21 protein-coding genes are annotated in these 19,820 nt (G+C 48.7%); 18 read left to right on the top strand and 3 right to left on the bottom strand.

Annotated elements, in window-relative coordinates:
* Positions 1 to 88 precede the first annotated feature (88 nt).
* The 3 genes from terL to EJ103_RS07495 all read right to left on the bottom strand — a co-directional run bounded on the left by terL (position 89) and on the right by EJ103_RS07495 (position 2,633).
* Positions 89 to 1,687 carry a phage terminase large subunit gene (terL, locus tag EJ103_RS07505; RefSeq protein ID WP_164521617.1) on the bottom strand — a complete coding sequence of 533 codons (1,599 nt, stop codon included), beginning with the start codon at positions 1,685 to 1,687 and terminating at the stop codon, positions 89 to 91.
* Between the two features lie 115 nt (positions 1,688 to 1,802).
* Positions 1,803 to 2,309 carry a hypothetical protein gene (locus tag EJ103_RS07500; protein ID WP_089347522.1) on the bottom strand — a complete coding sequence of 169 codons (507 nt, stop codon included), beginning with the start codon at positions 2,307 to 2,309 and terminating at the stop codon, positions 1,803 to 1,805.
* Entirely contained in the window at positions 2,310 to 2,633 is a 324-nt protein-coding gene (locus EJ103_RS07495; protein ID WP_126006862.1) for a hypothetical protein, read from the bottom strand.
* Between the two features lie 289 nt (positions 2,634 to 2,922).
* Between EJ103_RS07495 and EJ103_RS07490 the strand changes: the two genes are divergently transcribed.
* From EJ103_RS07490 to EJ103_RS07405, 18 genes are all read left to right on the top strand, one after another.
* A complete protein-coding gene (locus tag EJ103_RS07490; protein ID WP_126006861.1) occupies positions 2,923 to 4,398 on the top strand; it encodes a hypothetical protein in 1,476 nt (491 codons plus the stop codon).
* A 78-nt stretch (positions 4,399 to 4,476) separates the two neighbouring features.
* Complete coding sequence (locus EJ103_RS07485; RefSeq protein WP_126006859.1) at positions 4,477 to 4,914, top strand: hypothetical protein; 438 nt, start codon at positions 4,477 to 4,479, stop codon at positions 4,912 to 4,914.
* 1,863 nt (positions 4,915 to 6,777) lie between these two features.
* Positions 6,778 to 7,353, top strand: a complete 576-nt coding sequence (locus EJ103_RS07480; RefSeq protein WP_126006857.1) for a pentapeptide repeat-containing protein — start codon at positions 6,778 to 6,780, stop codon at positions 7,351 to 7,353.
* An 86-nt stretch (positions 7,354 to 7,439) separates the two neighbouring features.
* The gene (locus tag EJ103_RS07475; protein ID WP_126006855.1) at positions 7,440 to 7,751 is read left to right on the top strand and encodes a hypothetical protein; all 312 of its coding nucleotides are present in this window, start codon (positions 7,440 to 7,442) and stop codon (positions 7,749 to 7,751) included.
* A gap of 241 nt (positions 7,752 to 7,992) precedes the next feature.
* Positions 7,993 to 8,496: a DUF1611 domain-containing protein gene (locus EJ103_RS07470; RefSeq protein WP_126006853.1), complete on the top strand. Its 504-nt coding sequence runs from the start codon at positions 7,993 to 7,995 to the stop codon at positions 8,494 to 8,496.
* 24 nt (positions 8,497 to 8,520) lie between these two features.
* Entirely contained in the window at positions 8,521 to 8,802 is a 282-nt protein-coding gene (locus EJ103_RS07465) for a hypothetical protein (RefSeq protein ID WP_126006851.1), read from the top strand.
* On the top strand, positions 8,799 to 9,059 hold the full coding sequence (locus EJ103_RS07460; RefSeq protein WP_126006849.1) for a hypothetical protein: 261 nt from the start codon (positions 8,799 to 8,801) through the stop codon (positions 9,057 to 9,059). Before EJ103_RS07465 ends, EJ103_RS07460 begins: the two co-directional genes overlap by 4 nt.
* The gene (locus tag EJ103_RS07455; RefSeq protein ID WP_126006847.1) at positions 9,060 to 9,533 is read left to right on the top strand and encodes a hypothetical protein; all 474 of its coding nucleotides are present in this window, start codon (positions 9,060 to 9,062) and stop codon (positions 9,531 to 9,533) included.
* 74 nt (positions 9,534 to 9,607) lie between these two features.
* Positions 9,608 to 10,186 (top strand): hypothetical protein, encoded by a 579-nt coding sequence (locus EJ103_RS07450; protein ID WP_126006845.1) that lies wholly within the window; start codon positions 9,608 to 9,610, stop codon positions 10,184 to 10,186.
* Positions 10,183 to 12,234 carry a DNA polymerase gene (locus EJ103_RS07445; RefSeq protein WP_126006843.1) on the top strand — a complete coding sequence of 684 codons (2,052 nt, stop codon included), beginning with the start codon at positions 10,183 to 10,185 and terminating at the stop codon, positions 12,232 to 12,234. The genes EJ103_RS07450 and EJ103_RS07445 overlap by 4 nt, the downstream gene beginning before the upstream one ends.
* Before the next feature lie 81 nt (positions 12,235 to 12,315).
* Positions 12,316 to 13,044, top strand: a complete 729-nt coding sequence (locus EJ103_RS07440) for a hypothetical protein (protein WP_126006841.1) — start codon at positions 12,316 to 12,318, stop codon at positions 13,042 to 13,044.
* A 2-nt stretch (positions 13,045 to 13,046) separates the two neighbouring features.
* Positions 13,047 to 13,406 carry a hypothetical protein gene (locus EJ103_RS07435; protein ID WP_126006839.1) on the top strand — a complete coding sequence of 120 codons (360 nt, stop codon included), beginning with the start codon at positions 13,047 to 13,049 and terminating at the stop codon, positions 13,404 to 13,406.
* A 2-nt stretch (positions 13,407 to 13,408) separates the two neighbouring features.
* Positions 13,409 to 13,798, top strand: a complete 390-nt coding sequence (locus tag EJ103_RS07430; protein ID WP_126006837.1) for a hypothetical protein — start codon at positions 13,409 to 13,411, stop codon at positions 13,796 to 13,798.
* A gap of 333 nt (positions 13,799 to 14,131) precedes the next feature.
* Positions 14,132 to 16,789 (top strand): primase-helicase family protein, encoded by a 2,658-nt coding sequence (locus EJ103_RS07425; RefSeq protein WP_126006835.1) that lies wholly within the window; start codon positions 14,132 to 14,134, stop codon positions 16,787 to 16,789.
* Positions 16,786 to 17,007: a hypothetical protein gene (locus EJ103_RS07420; RefSeq protein ID WP_126006833.1), complete on the top strand. Its 222-nt coding sequence runs from the start codon at positions 16,786 to 16,788 to the stop codon at positions 17,005 to 17,007. The genes EJ103_RS07425 and EJ103_RS07420 overlap by 4 nt, the downstream gene beginning before the upstream one ends.
* The gene (locus EJ103_RS07415) at positions 17,007 to 18,041 is read left to right on the top strand and encodes a PD-(D/E)XK nuclease family protein (protein WP_126006831.1); all 1,035 of its coding nucleotides are present in this window, start codon (positions 17,007 to 17,009) and stop codon (positions 18,039 to 18,041) included. The genes EJ103_RS07420 and EJ103_RS07415 overlap by 1 nt, the downstream gene beginning before the upstream one ends.
* A complete protein-coding gene (locus tag EJ103_RS07410) occupies positions 18,031 to 19,416 on the top strand; it encodes a DEAD/DEAH box helicase (RefSeq protein WP_126006829.1) in 1,386 nt (461 codons plus the stop codon). The genes EJ103_RS07415 and EJ103_RS07410 overlap by 11 nt, the downstream gene beginning before the upstream one ends.
* A 31-nt stretch (positions 19,417 to 19,447) precedes the next feature.
* A complete protein-coding gene (locus EJ103_RS07405; RefSeq protein ID WP_126006827.1) occupies positions 19,448 to 19,819 on the top strand; it encodes a hypothetical protein in 372 nt (123 codons plus the stop codon).
* Position 19,820 lies beyond the last annotated feature (1 nt).

Genomic DNA, 19,820 nt, shown 5'->3' with positions numbered 1-19,820 from the left:
GTTTCAGCGTCCAAGTTCACGACCTGTTGTTATTATTATTTTACTGTTATACAATAATAACAGTAGCACTGTTAATTCTCAATAAACGCTAAGCTGCCATACCACTTTTATGACGGCTCCTAGTGCCTCCGCCAAACTTACGTAATTTATCCTTAAATGACTTCTTAGGTTTAGCCTTCTTCTCGTTACGGATACCGAACAACATAAGCATTTGACCTATCCACGCCAGCGCATCTACTTGGTCATCATTAGCGCCTAGCGGGAATTTTAGTAGCTCATTCTGTAGCGAACTCATCCACGGCGTAGATTCGATGGTAGGGAATATAACCTTGCCCTGCTCCATACGACCTTGAATCGGCCTAGCACGTGTTCCTTTGTCCGCGCCACGTGTTCTAAGCTTTTCGTAGCGTAAACTGATACCACGTTCCTGCTCGGCCTTCTGAATGAATGGCTCAAGCGTCAGCTCAATCTGCCCTGTTTCGATACCAAACAGCTCAGGGTTGTACTTCGTCTGTATCTCAAACATTCGGTCAATGATACCCAACGAGTTCCAACGGCCACGTATCAGGTCGACAATCCAAATATTCTGCTTACGGTCAATACCGACCACCACAAACACACTGTAGTCCGCCGTTTGTTTAGTAGAGATAGCCAAGTCAGCCGCAGCATACAGACGCATATCCTCCAACGGTGGTAGCTCGCCCATCTTGTAATAGCGGAACATATCACGCGTGAAGAAGTCACCGTCCTCAGACACTGGCCTTTGCTGGTAAAGCGCCTCCCAATCTCGCGGTATCATGGCACGTTTTATACGACGTAGCGCAGGTAACGGGTAGCGGTCTTCGTGAAGCGCCTCGCCCTTCTTACGGTACTTTTCGTCCTGTGTCGCAATAGCTGGGTACTCTACTAAGTCCCATTGGTCAACGTCCTCTGGGATAGGTTCGCCCTTCTCCTCAGCCTCTTTTTTAGCTTCCTCGAATACGTTTAGCAGCCAGCCCGCCAAATCATCATCGTGCCATCGAGTCTGAATTATCAGCACACCGCCCCCTGGTGCAAGACGTGTGTAGAATGCCGACGAGTACCAATCTTTTACCTTCTGGCGCGTAACTTCCGACTCTGCCTCTTCGCGGTTCTTAACTGGATCGTCAATGATACCTAAGTGAGCACCACGACCCGTTATCGGACCACCAACACCCGCCGCAGTAAAGCCACCGCCTTCGGTAGTCATCCACTTTTTAACGCTCTTGGTGTCTGGCGATAGGCGTGTTTTGAATGCCGCCTTAAACTTGTCGGTATCCAGTAAGTCACGGCACTTACGGCTAAAGTCCTCCGCCAAGTCGCCTGAGTACGAACAGGTGATTACCTCATGACTAGGGTTACGGCCTAAGTACCAACTAGGGAATGTTTTAGAGCCAATTTCAGACTTACCGTGTCGCGGTGGCATCGTAATCATCAGCCGTGGCGATAGGCCGTTCTCAATGTCCTGCGCAAACTTTTCCAGCCGCATACAAATATCAGCATGAACCCAGCCGGGCATATAAGCGTCATTGTGGCGTTTGATGAATGGCAACAGCCTACGACGAACCAACTCACGCTCAGCAAGCTCTTTCCTCGCCTCAAGTTCTACGTTAAACGCCTCTAATTCCTCCTCTCGCACGCGTTTAAACTCGTGTTCGATTCGTTCCACTGATTCTTTGTTAGATGGCCTTACAAACGTTCCTAGCTGCTTTGCGCAACTTAAGCAGTGTTTTTGGTCATACATTTCAAAATGAGGAACGGTGCGCAAACATTCATGGCAATGCTCAGTCCTCATCACGCGTCACCTTATACTCATCAGGCGACAATTGAATATCTTGCCCCGCCATTTTGAGTAGCTGCTCATCGTCCATCGTTTCCATTTGCGACCGGTTGGTGATATTGACTTCGACTTTCTCAGGTGTTGCTAGGCCATGCAGCTTAACGAGCGAATCCACCGCGCGTATTTCTTCCATCGCTGTAGCCGACTTAGCGTGCGCCTCAAGGTAGAGTGCGGTTGCATCGTCCTTGGTGAACTCGATAGCACCCGCTTGGACAGCAACTTGCCTTTGCATTTCGCGCATGTAAGAGATTGCTAGATTTATGTCCTCACGTTCAGATAACTCAGCCACCGCTCTTGCTGGGTACTTATAGCCAGCCGCCCTTGCCGCCGCAGAAGGGTTAACCCCCTGCGTACGGCGTTGAACATATGTTTCTTCTTGTGCGGTTAGACGGGCAATGCCGAGCGACGCATAACTCCCGCTAAGCGTTGATAGTGAATATTCCCCCGACATTTACTCACTCCAAACTAACGTGTTGTCTCCAACAAGTTCCCATTGAGCAATATCAATATCGAATGGTTCACGTACAAGGATGCGCACTGAGCTGTAGTCAACACCACCCATGCGACACTCACCGACGTACACAACGTTAGGCGGGTTCTTAAGATTTAGCGTATCCACCGCCGTTCCAGCAAACATACCTAGCGGGATAATGAGTTTAAATTCTTGGGGGTTGCTTCGTGGCGTAACCACGTACTTTGTTTCAAGCTCGCTGGCAGTGTTCATAAGCTCTACAGCGGTGTTACGCAACGATTCAACAAGGGCGTTTGTTTTCATTATTATTAGCCTCACTGTTATTTTTTATAATAGTAACACTGTTAGGATTCACCGCAAAAAATTTAGAAAAAATATATAGCAAATCGCCCTGTGTTACCCCCCCCCCGCCCCCTGTTCGTTTTTTGTCCTGCGTCGCTTGCCGCGTTTTCTGTGTCAGTGGTTGGTTATTCATATGTATGTGCTTTCTCTCAGAAGGCGCGGTCGGTTCGGATCGAGTTTGATTCGAGTCATTCATAAATCGGGACGTTGAACCTACTTAGGAGTCCCAACAACATAAAAGGTAAACATTATGAAAAACGTACTTATCTCTAACGCAGACACTAAAGGTTTCACAGCTAACGGCCAAGCAGCGCTAAGCATGTCAACCTCAGAGCTAACGAAACAAGCAGTGCTAGCAATAGACGAGCTGTCAACGGTATACGGCCACCGCACGAACTACGTTGTACGTGGTATTGCATGGGCTATTAAGTCAGAGCTAAACAAGATGGTGCGCCAAGCGGACAACACTATCGCAACGTCAATGGCACTGGCAATCAAGGACGCAGACAGCACGAGAATACACAAGATGAGCAGCGCAGTGAGTGGCGTAGCTGATTGGGCTGAGGAGCTATTCAAACAGTACCAAGGCCATGCTCAAGTGCTTAGTACGCTAGGTGACTACGTGTTCGAGCTTCACCCATTCCAACGCGCTATCGAGGCTACATTCGAGGTCAACAACGACCTTGACGATGGGTTCATGGAAGATGGCGAGCTTAACGACCTTGCAGACCTTGGGTTCTACGAAGAGGACGACGAGGCTGCGCAATGGCTGGCAGACAACGAGCTAGTGCATGATATGCAACAGCACGACCTACGCAAGCAAAAGGTCAACGTAACACAAGCGATGGACAGTGAACGCAAGGTTGTGTACGAGGACGTAACAAAAGAGGAATGGATTGAAGACCGCCTACACAGAACACCTGACGAGTGGACACAAGGCGCTCAATACGGTGCTTGGGCAATCATGAAGCAGCTACGTGGTAAAGCCATTGCGGATAAGAACTACGGGCTTGTGGTTGAACACATCGGTGATATGCCTGAGAAGAGCATCCCATTCGCTACCAAGTGCATGCGCAAGGCCATCGACCTCTCAAACAAAATCGAACGCCTTGAAGGTAGAAAGCAATACGTGCTTGACCAAATCCACAAAATGGATAACACAAGCGAGGAGCTAACAATCGCTGCAATGTCTAACGCAGTTCGCGACGACGAGGTGACAGAGGTTGAAAAGCTACTACGTGAGACACGTATCGTACACGCCTACCTAGAGCACTACGCAACAGAGTTCCGCAAGTTGCTAGACCTTGTAGAGTTAGACACACCAATCCGCGTCTACTCATCATACATGACCTTCGACCCTATCGAGTTCTTAGTGGCTCAGATGGTTAAGAAGGCTGGCTACACAGGGACACGCGTTAGTCCACGCAAGCACGCTGAGTTCCAAGCCGACGCTTACCGACTGCTGGGCAATCCAACAACAATCGAGTCATTCACGACTGACGACGGTGTTGAGTTCTGGGGTGTTCACTTCACACAAGGTAGCGAGGAGAAATTGGCCGAGGCTGCTAAAGAGATAGGCAAAGTACGCGCAATCCAATACCGCCAAGACGAGTTGGCCGCAAGAGCTGCGAAGCTTGAGAAGCTAACGAAGTCAACAGCAATGCGCAATAAAAAGCCTACTAGCCCGTTAGAGCTAGAGGCTATCACAAACAAATTTCTTTTCTAATATAACTTAGCTAAGAAACTACGAGCAGGGTGTTCCAGCACCCTGCTCATTTCTGAAATATAAAAGAGGTAAATAACTATGTCAACCAACACATTATCACTTGATTCATTATTCGACACTGACGACTTATTTGGTAGCGCTGCTGCCTATGAAGCAACACTAAACGCGCTAGACGCACCTGCTGAAACGGAGGAGGAAACGGTAGAGAAAATCCGTATACGCGCATACAGCGAAGAGTATTACCAGTGGATAGGCAAACGTATACCTACACCTGAGAAAAGCCCTGAGATTAACGCTGTGGAGGCGATAATTGAGTCTGTGACAGGCACTCACTGCAAAGCATGTAACGGAACAGGTCTATACCGCATCCATAAGTACAACAAAGACATTCCATGCGCAAAGTGTGCTGGTAAAGGCAAAGTGACAGCTATTGACGAAGCACGTAGCCGTGCATACGCAGCACGTCGTGCTAAAGGTCTAGCAATGAGCGCAAGTCACACTGACTACCTACACTAATCATTAGTGTGACGGTGAGCCCTGGTCTTTAGCCACTAACGCCTGACCTTCTCTTCTGACCCCCTACCGAGTGCCCTGCCCTGACAACACTCAGCCCCAGCGCCACATGGCCTAGAAGTATGCTGTTCTGTTATCCCCTACATAGTGAGAAGTGAGGAAGGTGAAGAGATTAGACCTTTTGTGTGAGTAGTGAGAAGTGAGAAGTGAGAAGTGAGGATGTGAGAAGTGAGGATCGTCAAAGGATAAAGGGCGAGCGTCGAATGGCAGAGGACGAATAGCAGATGTTGGTCATCAATCAGATTCCACGGATAAGACGGCTAGGAGAGTTCGATAGCGCAATGTGGACAGGATTGAATTGCGTTCTGTTTGGAGAATGGGCTGATGTTGGGATTAAGGGAGCTTAGATTTCGTTTACAGACGTTCCACTTAACCTCAACGCTTAGTACGCTAGTACAGCCCGCTACGCTCCTACGCTCGTTCCTCGCTCCGCATGTCCTGCGTCCTGCGTCAAGGTAGATTCCACGACTGACACGAAAGTCCAAGCAATCACCCTTAATCCTGCACATAAGCCGGAGTCGGGTTCCGATGCTGAATTTATTTTTACGGGGGTCTTAGACGACAGAAATTAAGAGGTATCCGAACGACAGAGGCCATTCAACGGGGGGCGCGCGCTACTCATCGACCAACACTCATCGACCGCCCTTTGACGAGCGGCGACTACCACACAACACAAAGCAACCACTACAGACAGGAGAACGAGATGCAACCGATTAACGCACTACACCGACGACTACTGGCGAGCGGCCATTCGATACTGGACGGGATAGCGCTGAGCTGGCATGCGGTTGGCGACTATGAGTTAGCGACCGACCTAGCGCGGGAGTTGGGAGACCTTCGACTTGCGGCACGCCTTAAACAACAGGTGCTGAACATTACATACCAACTGCGAGAGATTGAGCAACACTTGCAGATTAACCTACAACGAGCGGCATAGGAGACAGAGCGATGGGCATGAGTACACAGGATATGAGACAGCGAGCGGGTACGGCACGGCTAGCGGCGGAGCAACAACGGGCGGCATGGCGACGGGCGATGAACGAGGGATTACCGGTGAGGGCTAGGCATCACGCGGAGCAGGCCGTACGATTTGCGAAGGAGTGCAGACAGCTGATGGCGCGGTCGGGTGCTGTATATTGGTAGGCGATGGCAAAAGTTGGAAAACGAGTGGCAGATAGCGCTTAGTTATCAGTGACTTATGACACAAAACTTATGATTATGAGCCTTTAACGACAAATGAGTGGCCTACGGACGGGCGTTCTTTGGCGGTTGTTGGGGGATGGTGGACAGAGGTTGGGTATTGGCAAAAGTGTCCACCTTTTTAGGCCACCTGTCCACCTTTTTTCGGCACTGTCCAAGGGGGTTGGACGCTCGGAAGCACCGTCATTATTGACTCTAGGCCAAAGTGTCCATCTTGTCCAACTTTGTCCATACCTCTTATTATATATTTATTATTAATTAATACTTATTAAAGAGTAATAGCAAAAAACTTTCTCTCAATGCTAGGTATCAAAATGTTGGACAACATGGACAAGGTGGACAGCCCCCTGTCGGGCGACGATGCTATATTCTCACACATTCGTCCTAACGGGGTGTGGGGGTTAATGAGCACTCACTCAAAATTAAAAATAAGTGTCCACCTTTATTTTGAAACTTGGACACCCCTTTTCTAAAGCTGGACACTTTGTACAAAACGTAACCACAGGTCGTACCAGCGATCAACAAATGGCCAGTAACTACTAAATTCTATTCTTTAGCGCCCACTGACGGGCAAACACCATAAAACCATAACTTTAGGAGACCGATATGGAACAAGCACAAACTAACATGCAACGCGTAGAGCACGGCGTAGACTTCACGACACTAAAGACAGCGAACAACGACTATTCGAAAGCGGTGTTCATCGACTGTAACTTTGAGGGCATGGACTTGTCGTTCGCCAACCTCAAAGACTCATCATTCATCAACTGTAACTTTAAGGGGGCTGACTTATCCTTTGCCACAGTGCAGTCGGCCACCTTCCGCCACTCAGACCTGACAGGTGTTAACGTCTTTGCCGCGTGTATGTTCAGCGCGAACCTTGAGTCATCAACATTTGACCCAAGCGATGTGAAGTCTGTCGACCTACGAGCAGCGAGACTGCCTGCCAACTACTATGTGCTAGACCGCGCGCTGCCAAATGGCGAGCCAATCACTGCCCTGTTGACACCGACTACACTGCGAGTGAACGAAGAAATCGCGGTACACAGCGTATGGGAGGAGCTGGTTGACGAGCACCCTGACGAGAGCTATCGCAAGGAAGTGAAAGCCCTGTTGACCTTCGCACGTACATTACGCGCACCCTCTGTCGCAGAGCCTGTAGCGCTTGAGGAGGCAGCATGAGCGCAACGACCTTTCGTCGAACAAGGCAGTACCAGCAGCCCTACTTTGATGTTGGTCAGTACAAGTTCCAAATCCAAGGCGCATCATTGAATGGCGCAGGCGACCCAGCGATTAACATGCAAGTCGTAGAGTCATTCGATGGCCGTCGGGTTGGCGTGTACTACTACCGTAACTTTCACCTTACTGCAGCAACCACCCCTAAGTCGAGAGCCTTGTGGGAGAGAAAATTGGACATGCTACTTGGTGCTTTAGGCATTCGAGACCTGTCTGATTTAGGCGAGCTTGTCGGGCGTACGGTATTAGTAGAGTTTACGAAATCGGGCTTAGAGCCGCTGCCCAACTTCTTACCGCCAGACAGAGCTGTTCCCCTGTTTACCAACGAGTTGCAGGCAGCTTAGACCACTTTATTTTTAACAGTAACACTGTTGACATGCGTTAGCAGTGTTTATATTATGCGGCCACTTTTTTAAGCGGAGACACTATGAAATCAAGGTACCACCGTCGCGACGAGCAACGTCTTACGCGCGCCGTTTTGTCGTGCGCCGCTATAGTAGTAATACTGTTAACCAGCGCGTTAGCATTTGCTACTAAATACTAATAACCACCCTTTAAACACGAGCATAAAAGAAGGATATACCCATGAAATACATGTTAGAGAACCTTGCAGTAATGGCAAAGATTAAGAATGCGATGGAGAAGCACGAGGACGACCCTACGTTGCTTACCAAGATGCCGCTTTATGTACCAATCACCTCGATACTGATGGACGATGCGCACACAATGGACCGCCGAGCGAAAGTGTTAGCAGCGACCGTCACGAGCTTTGTCTCAGAGACTGCACCCGCCTACAAAGACTTCAAGCCAGAGCAAGTAAAAGAGGCTATTTCGGGCGCATTTGACGAAGCAATCAACATTATCAGCCAGCTAAGAGACCGTATTGAAGATGACGAAAGCTTCAAAGCGATTGTGCTGCGCAACTATGAGAACGACTACAAGGACATTGGCGACGAGCCAGAAGATGATGAAGGCGTGACCGTCGAGAAGGTTGACGCGAACCACCCAATACACGCCCTATTCGAGCAACTAGCAACAGAAATTGAAAAAGCAAAGCGCGATACAGACGCTGTTCGCCCTCTGCATTAGAGTACAAAACACGGAGTACCAGTCATGTTTGGAAACAAAGACCAACTAATCAAATTAGAAGAAGCAATCACTGAATTACAAGGCCAAGTGCGAGCGTTAGCGCGTAACACAAACAAGGCGCACAATCGCATCGACCAAGCCAACCTACGCACAGCGAACATTGAGCACTACACCGGTATGCGTTCGCACAGCTTTGAGAAAGGTGGCCGTATGTGGGATTACATGCAAATCCACAAAGACATAGCCAGTGGCACACGTCCTAAGTCATTGTTCGTCACTAAACATCGTATGGCGCAAGCGGCATGACCAAGCACCCTTACGTAGTCAATATCAGAATGACAGTCGACGGCTACGAAAAGCACGTACCTCTTGTCGGTGAGGCATTCAACGCGGACGAGGCAGCTACTGCTGCCTTAGCTGCCGAGGCGCACAATGAGCTAACTGACCACCCGTACAGAGACAACACGTTCATTGACGACTCATTCACCTACGTTGTCCACAGCGCGGAGCGTGTGAGCTATGACGACTATCAAGTATTAAAGCAACATATGGGAGCATTTTAAATGTCACGATTTTCAAATTACACCTTAGAGTCACACGACGTAGAGCGCCTAGAGTTGGCAATCGACCTTTCAAGCATTGTTGAAGGTGCAGTGGAAGATGGCGACGACATTAGAGAAATCTTACGTGATGTGAGCGACGACAACCAAATGGAGTTCGCTGTTGACTTCATCGAAAGCCATGTTGACGACCAAGCTCTTTACCTCATGTTCAACGAGCGCACTCAATCACACGTTGCTCGCCGCTTTGCGACCACCCTATCGAACTGTATCACTGACGATGAGGACGAGTCTGAGCTGGTGCGCCAAGCCAACCGCAAAGCACGTATTGATGGGCTTTCGCTGGGGCTTGAAACGATAACCGAGGAGTTAGCGACTATCCGCGACTCACAAGGCTCAACACATGCCGAGCGCTTAAAGGCACATGACAAGTTAAAGGCCATTCAATCAGCTATTGCTGTTTTAGAATCGCTGTAGATAACAGTAACACTAATAATTTAGCGAGTAGTGCTAAGCGCTACTCACCCTCTAACCAACACAGGTATTTGACCATGAAAAAACTAAAGCTGGGCTTACGCCTTAACGCCTATAACCGTCGCAAGATAGCCCTTGCCGTTGTTAACGCACAGATAGGTGGACGCATCGAGAGCCTTAACCGAGAGCTGGCTGACTTAGGCCGCGACGTATATGCCGCCCTGTTTGATATGTACGGCATAGGCAACTTGTGCGCTGACGGTGAGGACGTATCAACCATTATGGACGGCACACTACCCGTTGCCCCTCACATCACTGTTACAAGCGCTGACAAGGCCGACATTATGAACTTGGACTTTGGTGGCGAGAAACCAATTCCTTACTGCTACCAGATTGGCAACGTGAACGACACGCTGTTTAACGACCTGCCAATGTTTGAGGAGCGCATCATGGGCTTATTCCCTAAGAGCGCCCTTGTTAAGCAGCAAGCGGAAGAGATTGAGCTTAAGATGATCAAATACCTTGAGACCCACAAAACGTTACGAACGGCTGTTGAAGAAACACCAGGGCTCGCTGAGATTATTCCTGAAGAATACTGCGAGGAGCAAAAAGAAGGTAAGTCATTAGACAGCATCCTACAAGGTGAAGTGGCATGAGTTGCTTCACCCAAGACGACAAGCTAGCGTTGAACGTCATTAAAAAGGCGTTCGACCTAGACATAATTGTGTTCCTTGATTGGGAGACCTTCTACAAGTCGAAAGCGAACAATGGTTCTAAGTCATTTAGCTTAAAGTCACTGACATACCCTGAGTACATCTACGACCCACGTTTTCATGAGACGGGCTTAGGCTTAGTTATCGACCTAGACGAGCACATTGATTACGGTCATGGCGGTACGTTCTACAACATGCAGATGCAGAAGTTAAAAGATGCGCGTGCTGATGGTTTACGTATCGGCCTTGTCGCTCACAACACGGTATTCGACGGTGCAATCTGTAACTGGCGCTATGGGCTAGAGTTCGACTTTTACTTCGACACAATGCTGATGCGTAAGTACCTAGCGGCGCATAGACCGAGCAGTCTAAATGCGTGTGCGAAGGACGAATGGCCTGACGACCCTGCCCTTCGTAAAGGTAACGACCTAGCGGACGTTGACGGTATCAAGTATGAGTACATTAGTGAGGAGCAGCACGCGTCACTGGCTAAGTATTGCCGCCAAGACGTTAACCTAATGCGCCGTTTGTTCTTGGCTTACATACCCCGTATCGGTCTGGCGAACAGCACAGAGCTACGCGCCATGCACATCACGTTACGTGGAAACATTGAACCGCAGTTTGATATTCGCCACGACTTGCTTGAGGAGGTTATCAAGGAAGAAAAAATCAAAGATGGCGAGGCGGTTGTTGAAGCCATTGAATACTGTTACGAGCAAGGGTTTGATGATATTACACCGAAAACTTTCAGCTCAAATCAGCAGTACGCGACATTGCTTGCGGGTCTTGAACTTCGCGTTCCTAAGAAAATTTCTAAGTCGACAGGCCTGCTAACCCCTGCCCTTGGTAAAGGCGACCCTGAGTACATTCGCCTACAGATAGACAACCCTGAGCATGCGGTGCTGTACAAAGCACGTGAGCGTATGAAGTCGACTATCGCCAAGAGCCGTGCAGAGCGAATGATTAGCGTGTCATCAACTTTCCGCAAGCATGGTTTTACTGACGCATGTATGCCGTTTTTCCTTAATTACTACGGTGCGGGACAGACAGGTCGCTGGTCGGGTGGGCAGAAGCTAAACCAGCAAAATAATACTCGTGGTGGTAAGCACCGCATGTCGATGCTAGCGCCTGATGGGTACCAAATTGGCGTGTGTGACTTATCGAACATTGAGCTGCGCGTGAACTTATGGTTCTGCGGCCAAGAGGACTTGTTGGAGAACTTCCGCAACGACCCGAACTTCGACCTATACAGCGACATTGCGACGGACATATTTGGCTACAAGGTAGCTAAGAAAACACACCCTGACGAGCGTCAAATGGGTAAGGCCGCAGCACTTGGCCTTGGCTTCTCAATGGGTTGGTTTGGCTTCCAGCAGTACCTAGCCAGTGGTCCGCTGGGCATGGAGCCGATGTTCAAAGACGATGAGTTTTGTCGCAACGTAAAGAATGCGTATGACGTTAAGCACTACGCAATTAAGGCGATGTGGCACTTCTTAGCGAACACAGTCATGCCGGTGATTGTGAACGGTGGTGAGCTTCGCTTTGGGCCAAACGACTCGTACCTTGCACGTAAAGACCAAGTGGTTCTGCCGTCCGGTCGCGTTCTGCAGTATAGCAATGCACGTTATAAGGGCGAAGAAACGCAGTCAGGTGTTTCGATGAAGGTAGTGTTTGACTCTGACAAGTACGACCGCTGGGGCAAGCCTGTTCCTAAATACTTATGGCACGGCCTGCTTATCGAGAACATTGCACAAGCAACAGCGCGTGACATTCTGGCCGAGCAGCTTGTGAACGTAGACCGAGAGCTAGATGAGAAGTATCTGGGCTGGGTAATGGGTAGCGTTCACGATGAGCTACTTGCCGCTTTGAAGGAAGGCAACGAGGACGAAGCGTTTTCAATAATGGAGCGCAACATGTCAAAAGCCCCTGAATGGGCTATCGGGCTACCGCTAGCGAATGAAGGCGGTTACGCCAAAGAATATTCTAAGTAACGAACGTTCAAAAGCAAAGGGGACGGGTTTTGATATTTTACTGCCCCCTTTTTTCACAAACAGATAACAGAGAGACAGAAAATGACAGTACAAGCCATAGCAGACAGCGCAACTAAGATACTTGAGGACATCGTAGCTGTTGCAGAAGCACACAACAAAACTGTGGACGAATTTAACGAAGCGGTTGACCACATTGAAGCTCTACAGGCACAGGTAGAGGACATGCAGGCTGTCATTAACGAAAAGAATCGACTGCTGAACAAGCAGAGTGAAGTGATCGACAAAGCTATCGAGCACAAAGAGAAGGACCGAGCTGAGATACAACAATTACGCGCTGAGCTTAAGCTGTTGCAACGCCTTGATCCTAAGCGTCTTGAAAAGGTTAACAAGACCCAGAAAGCGAAAATTGCAGAGCTTAAAGCGGACGTTGAAGCGGCTAGAAAGCAGAAGGTTGAGGCTATGAAGAAAGCCACCGACCTTGCGCGTACGATGAAAGCTGAGGGCTTCACCCCATTCTATCAAGACCCTGAAACGGGCAATAGCATTCGCGTCATTCCACACATGTACGTGAGCAAAGACAACGAATACAACGGTGTGCCTGATACCCCTGTCCTTGAGTTCCACCATAGAGCGCGGGGGATCACACGACAAGGCGTACTGCTAAAAACAGGTGAAATTAATTGGGCAATGGCTCAAAACTCATCACCTACCGAGATAGATTCACAAATAGCGAAAGACCACATTATGGACTACTGCAAACGCAATAAAGTGGCAACGAAATTCATCAAAGACATTAAGAAGGCGGCGTAACGATGGCTAAACCAAATAACTTTGCAACGACTAAACCTACGGTAGTGCTACTAGTGCTACCTGACGATGAGCCTAAAGTACTTAAAGACGAAAAAAACGAAGTCATGGTGTTCCCTAACTTACGTAAAGCGCAGAAGCACGTAGCGAACAAGGTAGAGCCTGAGTTCCACCCTTTCATTGAGTACGCCAACGAAAAACCTATGATGGGCGCTGGCGACCGCGAGGAGACGAACAATCGCCGTTGTTTGAAGTGCAACGAGTTCCTGCGTCCTAGCTACCGTCAAACTAAGTCGGTGTTGCCAGATGGCTCAGAGCTGGCCGTTACAGAGCTAGATTGCCCGAAATGCGACTTAGGTGAGTAGCTATGAACAACCATCAAGAGTTTACGAGCGTAACGGCTGACGGCCTGTCATTCATAGGTGTGACGAACCCGACGCTTTACGAGGGCTTTGACCCTAAGCTAACGCCCTCTGACCTTGTTGAGTACGCTGGCCTTATCCCGCAGATACTATGCAACGGTGACGAAGGTAATACGTTTAAGCAGAACGTGGACAACAACTACGTTTATGGTCACAGATGGGGAGACCGAGCAACGGTTGACGATGAGGGTATGTACCACTACCCAGAAGATGAGCCTCTAGCGCCTATTCTAATGATACTTAACCCCCGCACACAACAGCGGGCCTTTGTCTACCCATATGCATTAGTTGCCATTCAAGACGAAGGAAAATGGATTACGACCCGACTGGATTAAATATCAAACTGTAGCAGAGCGAATTTTAACAGTGATACTACTAAAATCAGTTTTATACCGCTGAATTTAATTAGTAGCACTGTTAAAATACACGACCTGTTTACTAATAATTTAATTTAACGAGATGCCCGATTACATAGACAAATCAGTTGAGCAGCAGGAGTTAATGCTTGCTGTTCAGCTCGCAAATGCGAAGGTTAAGACCCCTCGCCTAACACCTAAAGAAGCCTGTTACAACTGTGATGAACCCCTAGTGCATGAGCCAGGCAGGTTGTTCTGTGACAAAGATTGTGCAGACGATTTCGAAAAATACCCAAGGGAGGCATAAAGACGATGAAACTACACTTTGTTTCCGCGCACAGCAAGATAGGTCCGATGCGTAAAACGATTGGCCTAGCTGATGGTAGCTCACGCTCGTACCCGCTTGCTGCAAAATTAACGTCGTACGAAGCAGAGTTGAACGTAGAGGAAGAAGGCTTAGCAGGCTACCGAGAGTTGCTATTGGAGAATGCCCGATACGGTCGTGCGCTATACAAAGGTTTGTTCATTCGCCCTTTAGCACATGAATCGCGTCGGAACATGACCGACCAAGACGCTCGCACCGAGTTTATGGTGCTGGACGTTGACGGTTTGAAGTTAGAAGGTGAACTGAAAGAGCGCTACCGCTCGTCAGATGTTAAGCAAGTTGCCGAGTCGGTGATTGAAATGTTACCTACCGCGCTGCATGACGTTTCGTACGTAGCTATGGCCTCAAGCTCATTTGGCCTGAACCAAGATGAAGTGTCGGTACACATACACTTTTTGCTTGAAAACTCAGTGTCGCCTCGTGCGTTGAAAGAGTGGCTAACGTCGCTGAACTACTCGCAGTCTGACATTTACAACAGGTTGAAGCTGACAAAGACAAAGACACGTTTAAAGAGTGTTATTGACCCCTGTCTAGCGGAGCCTGCCCGTCTAATTTATATCGCCCCACCTAGTTTTGGTCCTAAGCGCAGTAATCCGTTTATCAACGATGACGAGCGTTTTGTGCTGGTTAAAAAAGGTAAAGAGTTGCTTAACCTTGACCCTTTACTTGAGGCCGTTCACGACAAGATGGATGCGATCAACCAGATACGTGATACCAAGATTAAGGAGTTGCAACAAGAAGCGGGGATCGTACGACACAAACCGAAGTTTACGCGCATAAACGTCGATGGTCGTCCAATGAATGTTATGGCTAACCCGCCGACTGTTCGTATGGAGTTTGCGTACGAGGACGACGAGTTTGTTCGTTATAACGTAGGTGGTAGTAAGAACAACGCATATTGGGTAGCTCGCTCTAACCCAGAGGTTGTGCGTTGTTTCATACCTGACGAGCCAGCTTTCTTGTTTAAAAGCGCCGACGCAGAGGCATACGCCAAACATATTGAGAGATATGGTGAAGCGTACGAGGAAGTGAAGGACGATGAAGGTATCGTTCGCAAGGTTCAACGTTCGATGTTTATTGACCAAACATCTGACATGTATATGACGATGGAGTACGACAAAGAGAACGACGAAGTAGTTGAACTCAAAGAGCGTAAGAACGCGCAAATTGCTGCGGAGTGGCTAAAGCATTACGGCCAACTTGTTCCTGACCCTGTTCCAGCTATTCATGTGACCTTGGACCCGAACCGAGGTGAGACACGTTACGCGATAGGTGACAAGGACTACATAAACCGTTTCAAGCCATCGGTTTACATGCGTGACAAAACGACGCATGACTACCCTGAGACGCTAACATATGGCAACGCTTGGATGCTGCACTACGACTGCCCAGTCATTAGTGAAATCATCTTAAATATGTTGGGTGATGATATGGACTGCTTCGAGCATTTCATTAACTGGCTCGCGTTCATCATGCAGAAACGAGACAAGACACAGACCGCTTGGCTTGTGCATGGTACAGAGGGTACGGGTAAAGGCTTACTGTTTAAGTCAGTTTTACGCCCATTAATCGGCCAGCAGTACGTGGCACAGAACACGCTGCAAGGGATAGCCGACGACCAGTTTAACGGCTGGATGGAAGATTTAATGTTGTTGATGGTTGACGAGTTCAACATGCGCGGGGCGGCGAGCTTAACAAAAGCAGCGTCACTGTTAAAAACGCGCATTACTGAGCCAACCATGATGCTTCGTAAGATGCAGCAGCAACAGCGAGAGGTTGTTCAACGTCTGAACTTCATCTTCGCGACAAACGACTTGGACGCAATGCCTGTAACCGACAAACGACGCTACAACATTGCACCGAGGCAGCAGAGAAACCTTGAAGCGCGACTTGAGTATATCAAATCGCATCGTGAGCATACGGACGAGTTAATTAAGGGCGAGCTACACGCCTTTGCGACTTACCTACGTTCATTCAAGGTAGACACTCACCAATCAGGTTCAATCATCATGAACCAAGCACGCATCGACACGCAGAAAGCGGGTATGAGCGCATCGGACAGCTTCTTTACTGCGCTACGTGACGGTGATTTTGGTGCGTTCATTGGCATTCTTGATAAGTCGACAGCGAACCTTGAGCCTAAAGAGTTTGCACAGTTGACGCGTGTTAAGACGTTCCTGACGGCCAACCTAGAGCACATAAATACGGGTAAAGCATGTTACTTGCTGCCTGACGATTTACGCATGCTTTACAGCTATTTGGCGGGTAAGGAAATATCTGAAAACGCCCTGTCACGAATGTTATCAACGCACGATGTTGAGAAGAAACGTAAATCACGTCCTGTAGGTGCAAGAGCGCCCCTACCATCACGCCCACGATGTGTAGAAGTGTTCTGGAACTACAACGACGAGGAAGTGCTAGAGGCTATCAAAGATGCTAACAGCACCCTGCCGAGCAACGTTTCGTCAATCGACCCAGAAAAAAGAACCAGCGAGGACTTCGAGCGGGCTATGGCTGAGGCCAGAGCTGAGCTAGAACAATCCGTTGAACCCGAAATATATTCAAATAATGGATACGACCTATGAAAAATCCAATCTTATACACAACCCGAGGATGTAAATTTTGCCCTGACGTTAAATCATACGCTGAGTTAGCTGGCTTAGAACTTGATATTGTTCGCCTTTCGGAAAGTAATCCACATGGCCTTCGTTCAGCGCCAGCGATTGAGCATAATGGTGAGATTTACATAGGGATAGACGATTGTGCGGCGTTCATTCGCCGCTTTGCGAAGGAGGCCGCGTAATGGATTTTGCTGCCAAGCTTAAGGCCAAGGCCGCTGAGTCTGGTCAACAAACAATTCAAGGCAAGAGCAGTACGCCCAAGCCTTCGGACGCTGTGAAAGCTGATAGCAAGGAGGGTCTAGCAGCAATGCTAGGCGCTCGTGCTAAAGAAACAAAACAAAAAGCAGTTATCACGCAAGCACCAAAAAGTAACACAGTTAAAAAAGCGGGAGATTTGAATGCTCTATCGAATGCACTTAAACAAGCAAAGCAAACGCGAGAAGATGAACGCGGCGCAATGGTCGTCGACTTCCCAACAGCAGCCGTTAGAGCATGGTCGTTCTCAACGCTCAAGAAATTCGAAAACTGTCAATGGGCAGTCAAACTAGGCAAAGTAGACAAAATACCTGTTGAGTCTGGTGAGGCTGCGCAACGTGGTACGGTTATTCACGATGGCTGCGAGGCATGGGTTCGTGGTGACATAGAAGAATTGCCAGCGGATAACCGAACCAAGTTTGACCAATTCTCTGCGGACTTCTCTAGCCTGCGTGATGACTACCGTGAAGGTAAAATCACAATGGAAGAAAACTGGGGTATCCGCAAAGATTGGTCGCCGTGCGATTGGGATGACGACGAGCTTTGGGGCCGTGCGAAACTTGACGTGTTTATCCGTGAGGATGAAAACTCATGCCGCATCATTGACTATAAAACAGGTCAGAAGTTTGGCAACGAAATGAAGCACGCAGACCAAGGGCTGAGCTACGCGCTGCACACGATGCACCGATTCCCTGAGATTGACGTGTTTAAGGTCGAGTTTTGGTATTTAGACGACGGCACCAAGATGGTTCGCACGTTCAACCGTCGTCAGCTGGGCATGTTGTTACTTCGCTACCATAACCGTGCCAAGAAACTAACAACGTCCAAAGACTTCATACCTACAGCTAACGCGCATACTTGTCGTTTCTGTGAGTACGGCTGCAACACTAACCGTGATGGTAAAGCATACGGTAACGGCGCATGTGGTTTTGACCACTATCGAGGTTTAGATGTTGCATAAAAAAGAGAAACCGACATTTAAGCCGTTCGCCCACCAAGAGGCATTTGCCAACCTGTGGGGCGATAAAGAGCGCGTGTTGAACTTTGATGGATGTGGGACGGGCAAAACGCTCGCCTGCATTCATGCAGTAAAAACGTACTGGCCTGATGCGCGTGTTCTTGTACTCGCGCCACTTTCCATTTTAACGCCAGCGTGGGCTAAAGACCTGTGTTTCGGCTGGCCCGAAGCGACCTATGCTATTGCTGCGGGTACTGCTGCCAAAAAACGTAAAGCCTTCGAAGGTAACGCCCAATGGGTAATCACGAACCATGATACGGTTAAGATGATCGACAACGAAGGCTACGCGCCTAAATTCGATGTCCTCATTGTTGACGAGGGCGATGCCTTCCGAAACAGAACGTCTATGCGTTCCAAGTCAATTAACCGTATTGCGGGTGACATTGAGAAAATGGCACTTATGACGGGTACACCCTCCCCTAATACCATTCTCGACATTTGGCACTTAGCGTTCCTCATAGACCGAGGTGAGCGCCTTGGCAAAAACTTCTTTGGCTTTCGTCAACAAGTATGTGACCCACAAGTCATTGCAGGTGCGCCAATTGGAGCAACGAAATGGGTTGATAAAGCCGGTGCCGCAGACCACGTGACACTTATGTTATCTGACATTACTTCCCGCGTTGCGCTTGATGACGTTCAAGAGCTACCAGAGACCATTTACCGAGAGGTAACGGTTGAGCTACCTAAGAAGATACGCCGTGACTACGAGTTCCTAAAACGTGAGTCAGTTTTAGCGTTGGAGAGTGGCGAAATGCTGAATGCCATCCACGCGGGTTCACGCATGCAGAAGCTACTGCAAACGCTGTCGGGTGGCGTGTACAACGAAGACGGATCAGTCATTAACGTACACAAAGAGCGCTACGAGCTGGTGCTTGATTTGGTTGAGGAGACAGACCACGCGCTTGTTGCGTTCAACTGGACGCATCAACGTGATGGCCTGATAGCTGAGGCCAAAAAACGAAAGATTTCTTACGCGGTAATAGATGGCGACACACCGTCATTGGAGCGTAACCGAATCGTTCACCAATTTCAGCAGGGCAACATACATGTGATTTTCGCTCACCCGCAATCAGCGGGTCACGGTTTGACATTGACTATGGCGAACCGTGTTATTTGGGCGAGCCCTACTTATCGTGCCGACCTCTACGAGCAGTTTAACCACCGTATCGTACGAACAGGCCAAGAACGTAAGACCGAGATTATTCATATTGCGGCTGAGGAGACGGTAGAAGAAGAAGTCTACCAGAAGATGCTCGACAAGCAGATGAACATGATTGGACTACTAAACACTATCGCAGGACTGTCGCAAGCAGCCTAACCACAACTTTTACATTATAGAGAGAACCATTATGAGCAACTTACCTTTAAACAAATTCCAAATCACAGCAGCAGACTTTGACCTTGAAGCGTTCAACGAGGCCGTTAAAGACGTTCGCCACACGCGCAAGCAAGTTGTTGAGTTCGGTAGCGACTTCGAAGAAACACGTGAGAAGTTAGTCGAAGCCGAAGAAGGTTTAAAAAGCGCTATGGCCGACTTGAACCTTGACGAGATAACGAAGCTAACCGCCGAGTGCAAACGCCTGAAAGCCAAGTTGCAAACTACACCAGTAACAAAAGTACAAGCGTTCGACGAAGCAATGGACAAACTATACGCATTCTTCGACGCGGGTTGCCGTGCCCCAAAGGAATTAACTGAAAACACAGAACAAGAGGCAGCATAAA

The organism is Pseudoalteromonas sp. Xi13, from assembly GCF_003952205.1.
Classification (GTDB): Bacteria; Pseudomonadota; Gammaproteobacteria; order Enterobacterales; family Alteromonadaceae; genus Pseudoalteromonas; species Pseudoalteromonas atlantica.
This window is presented reverse-complemented; position numbering and strand designations above follow the sequence as displayed.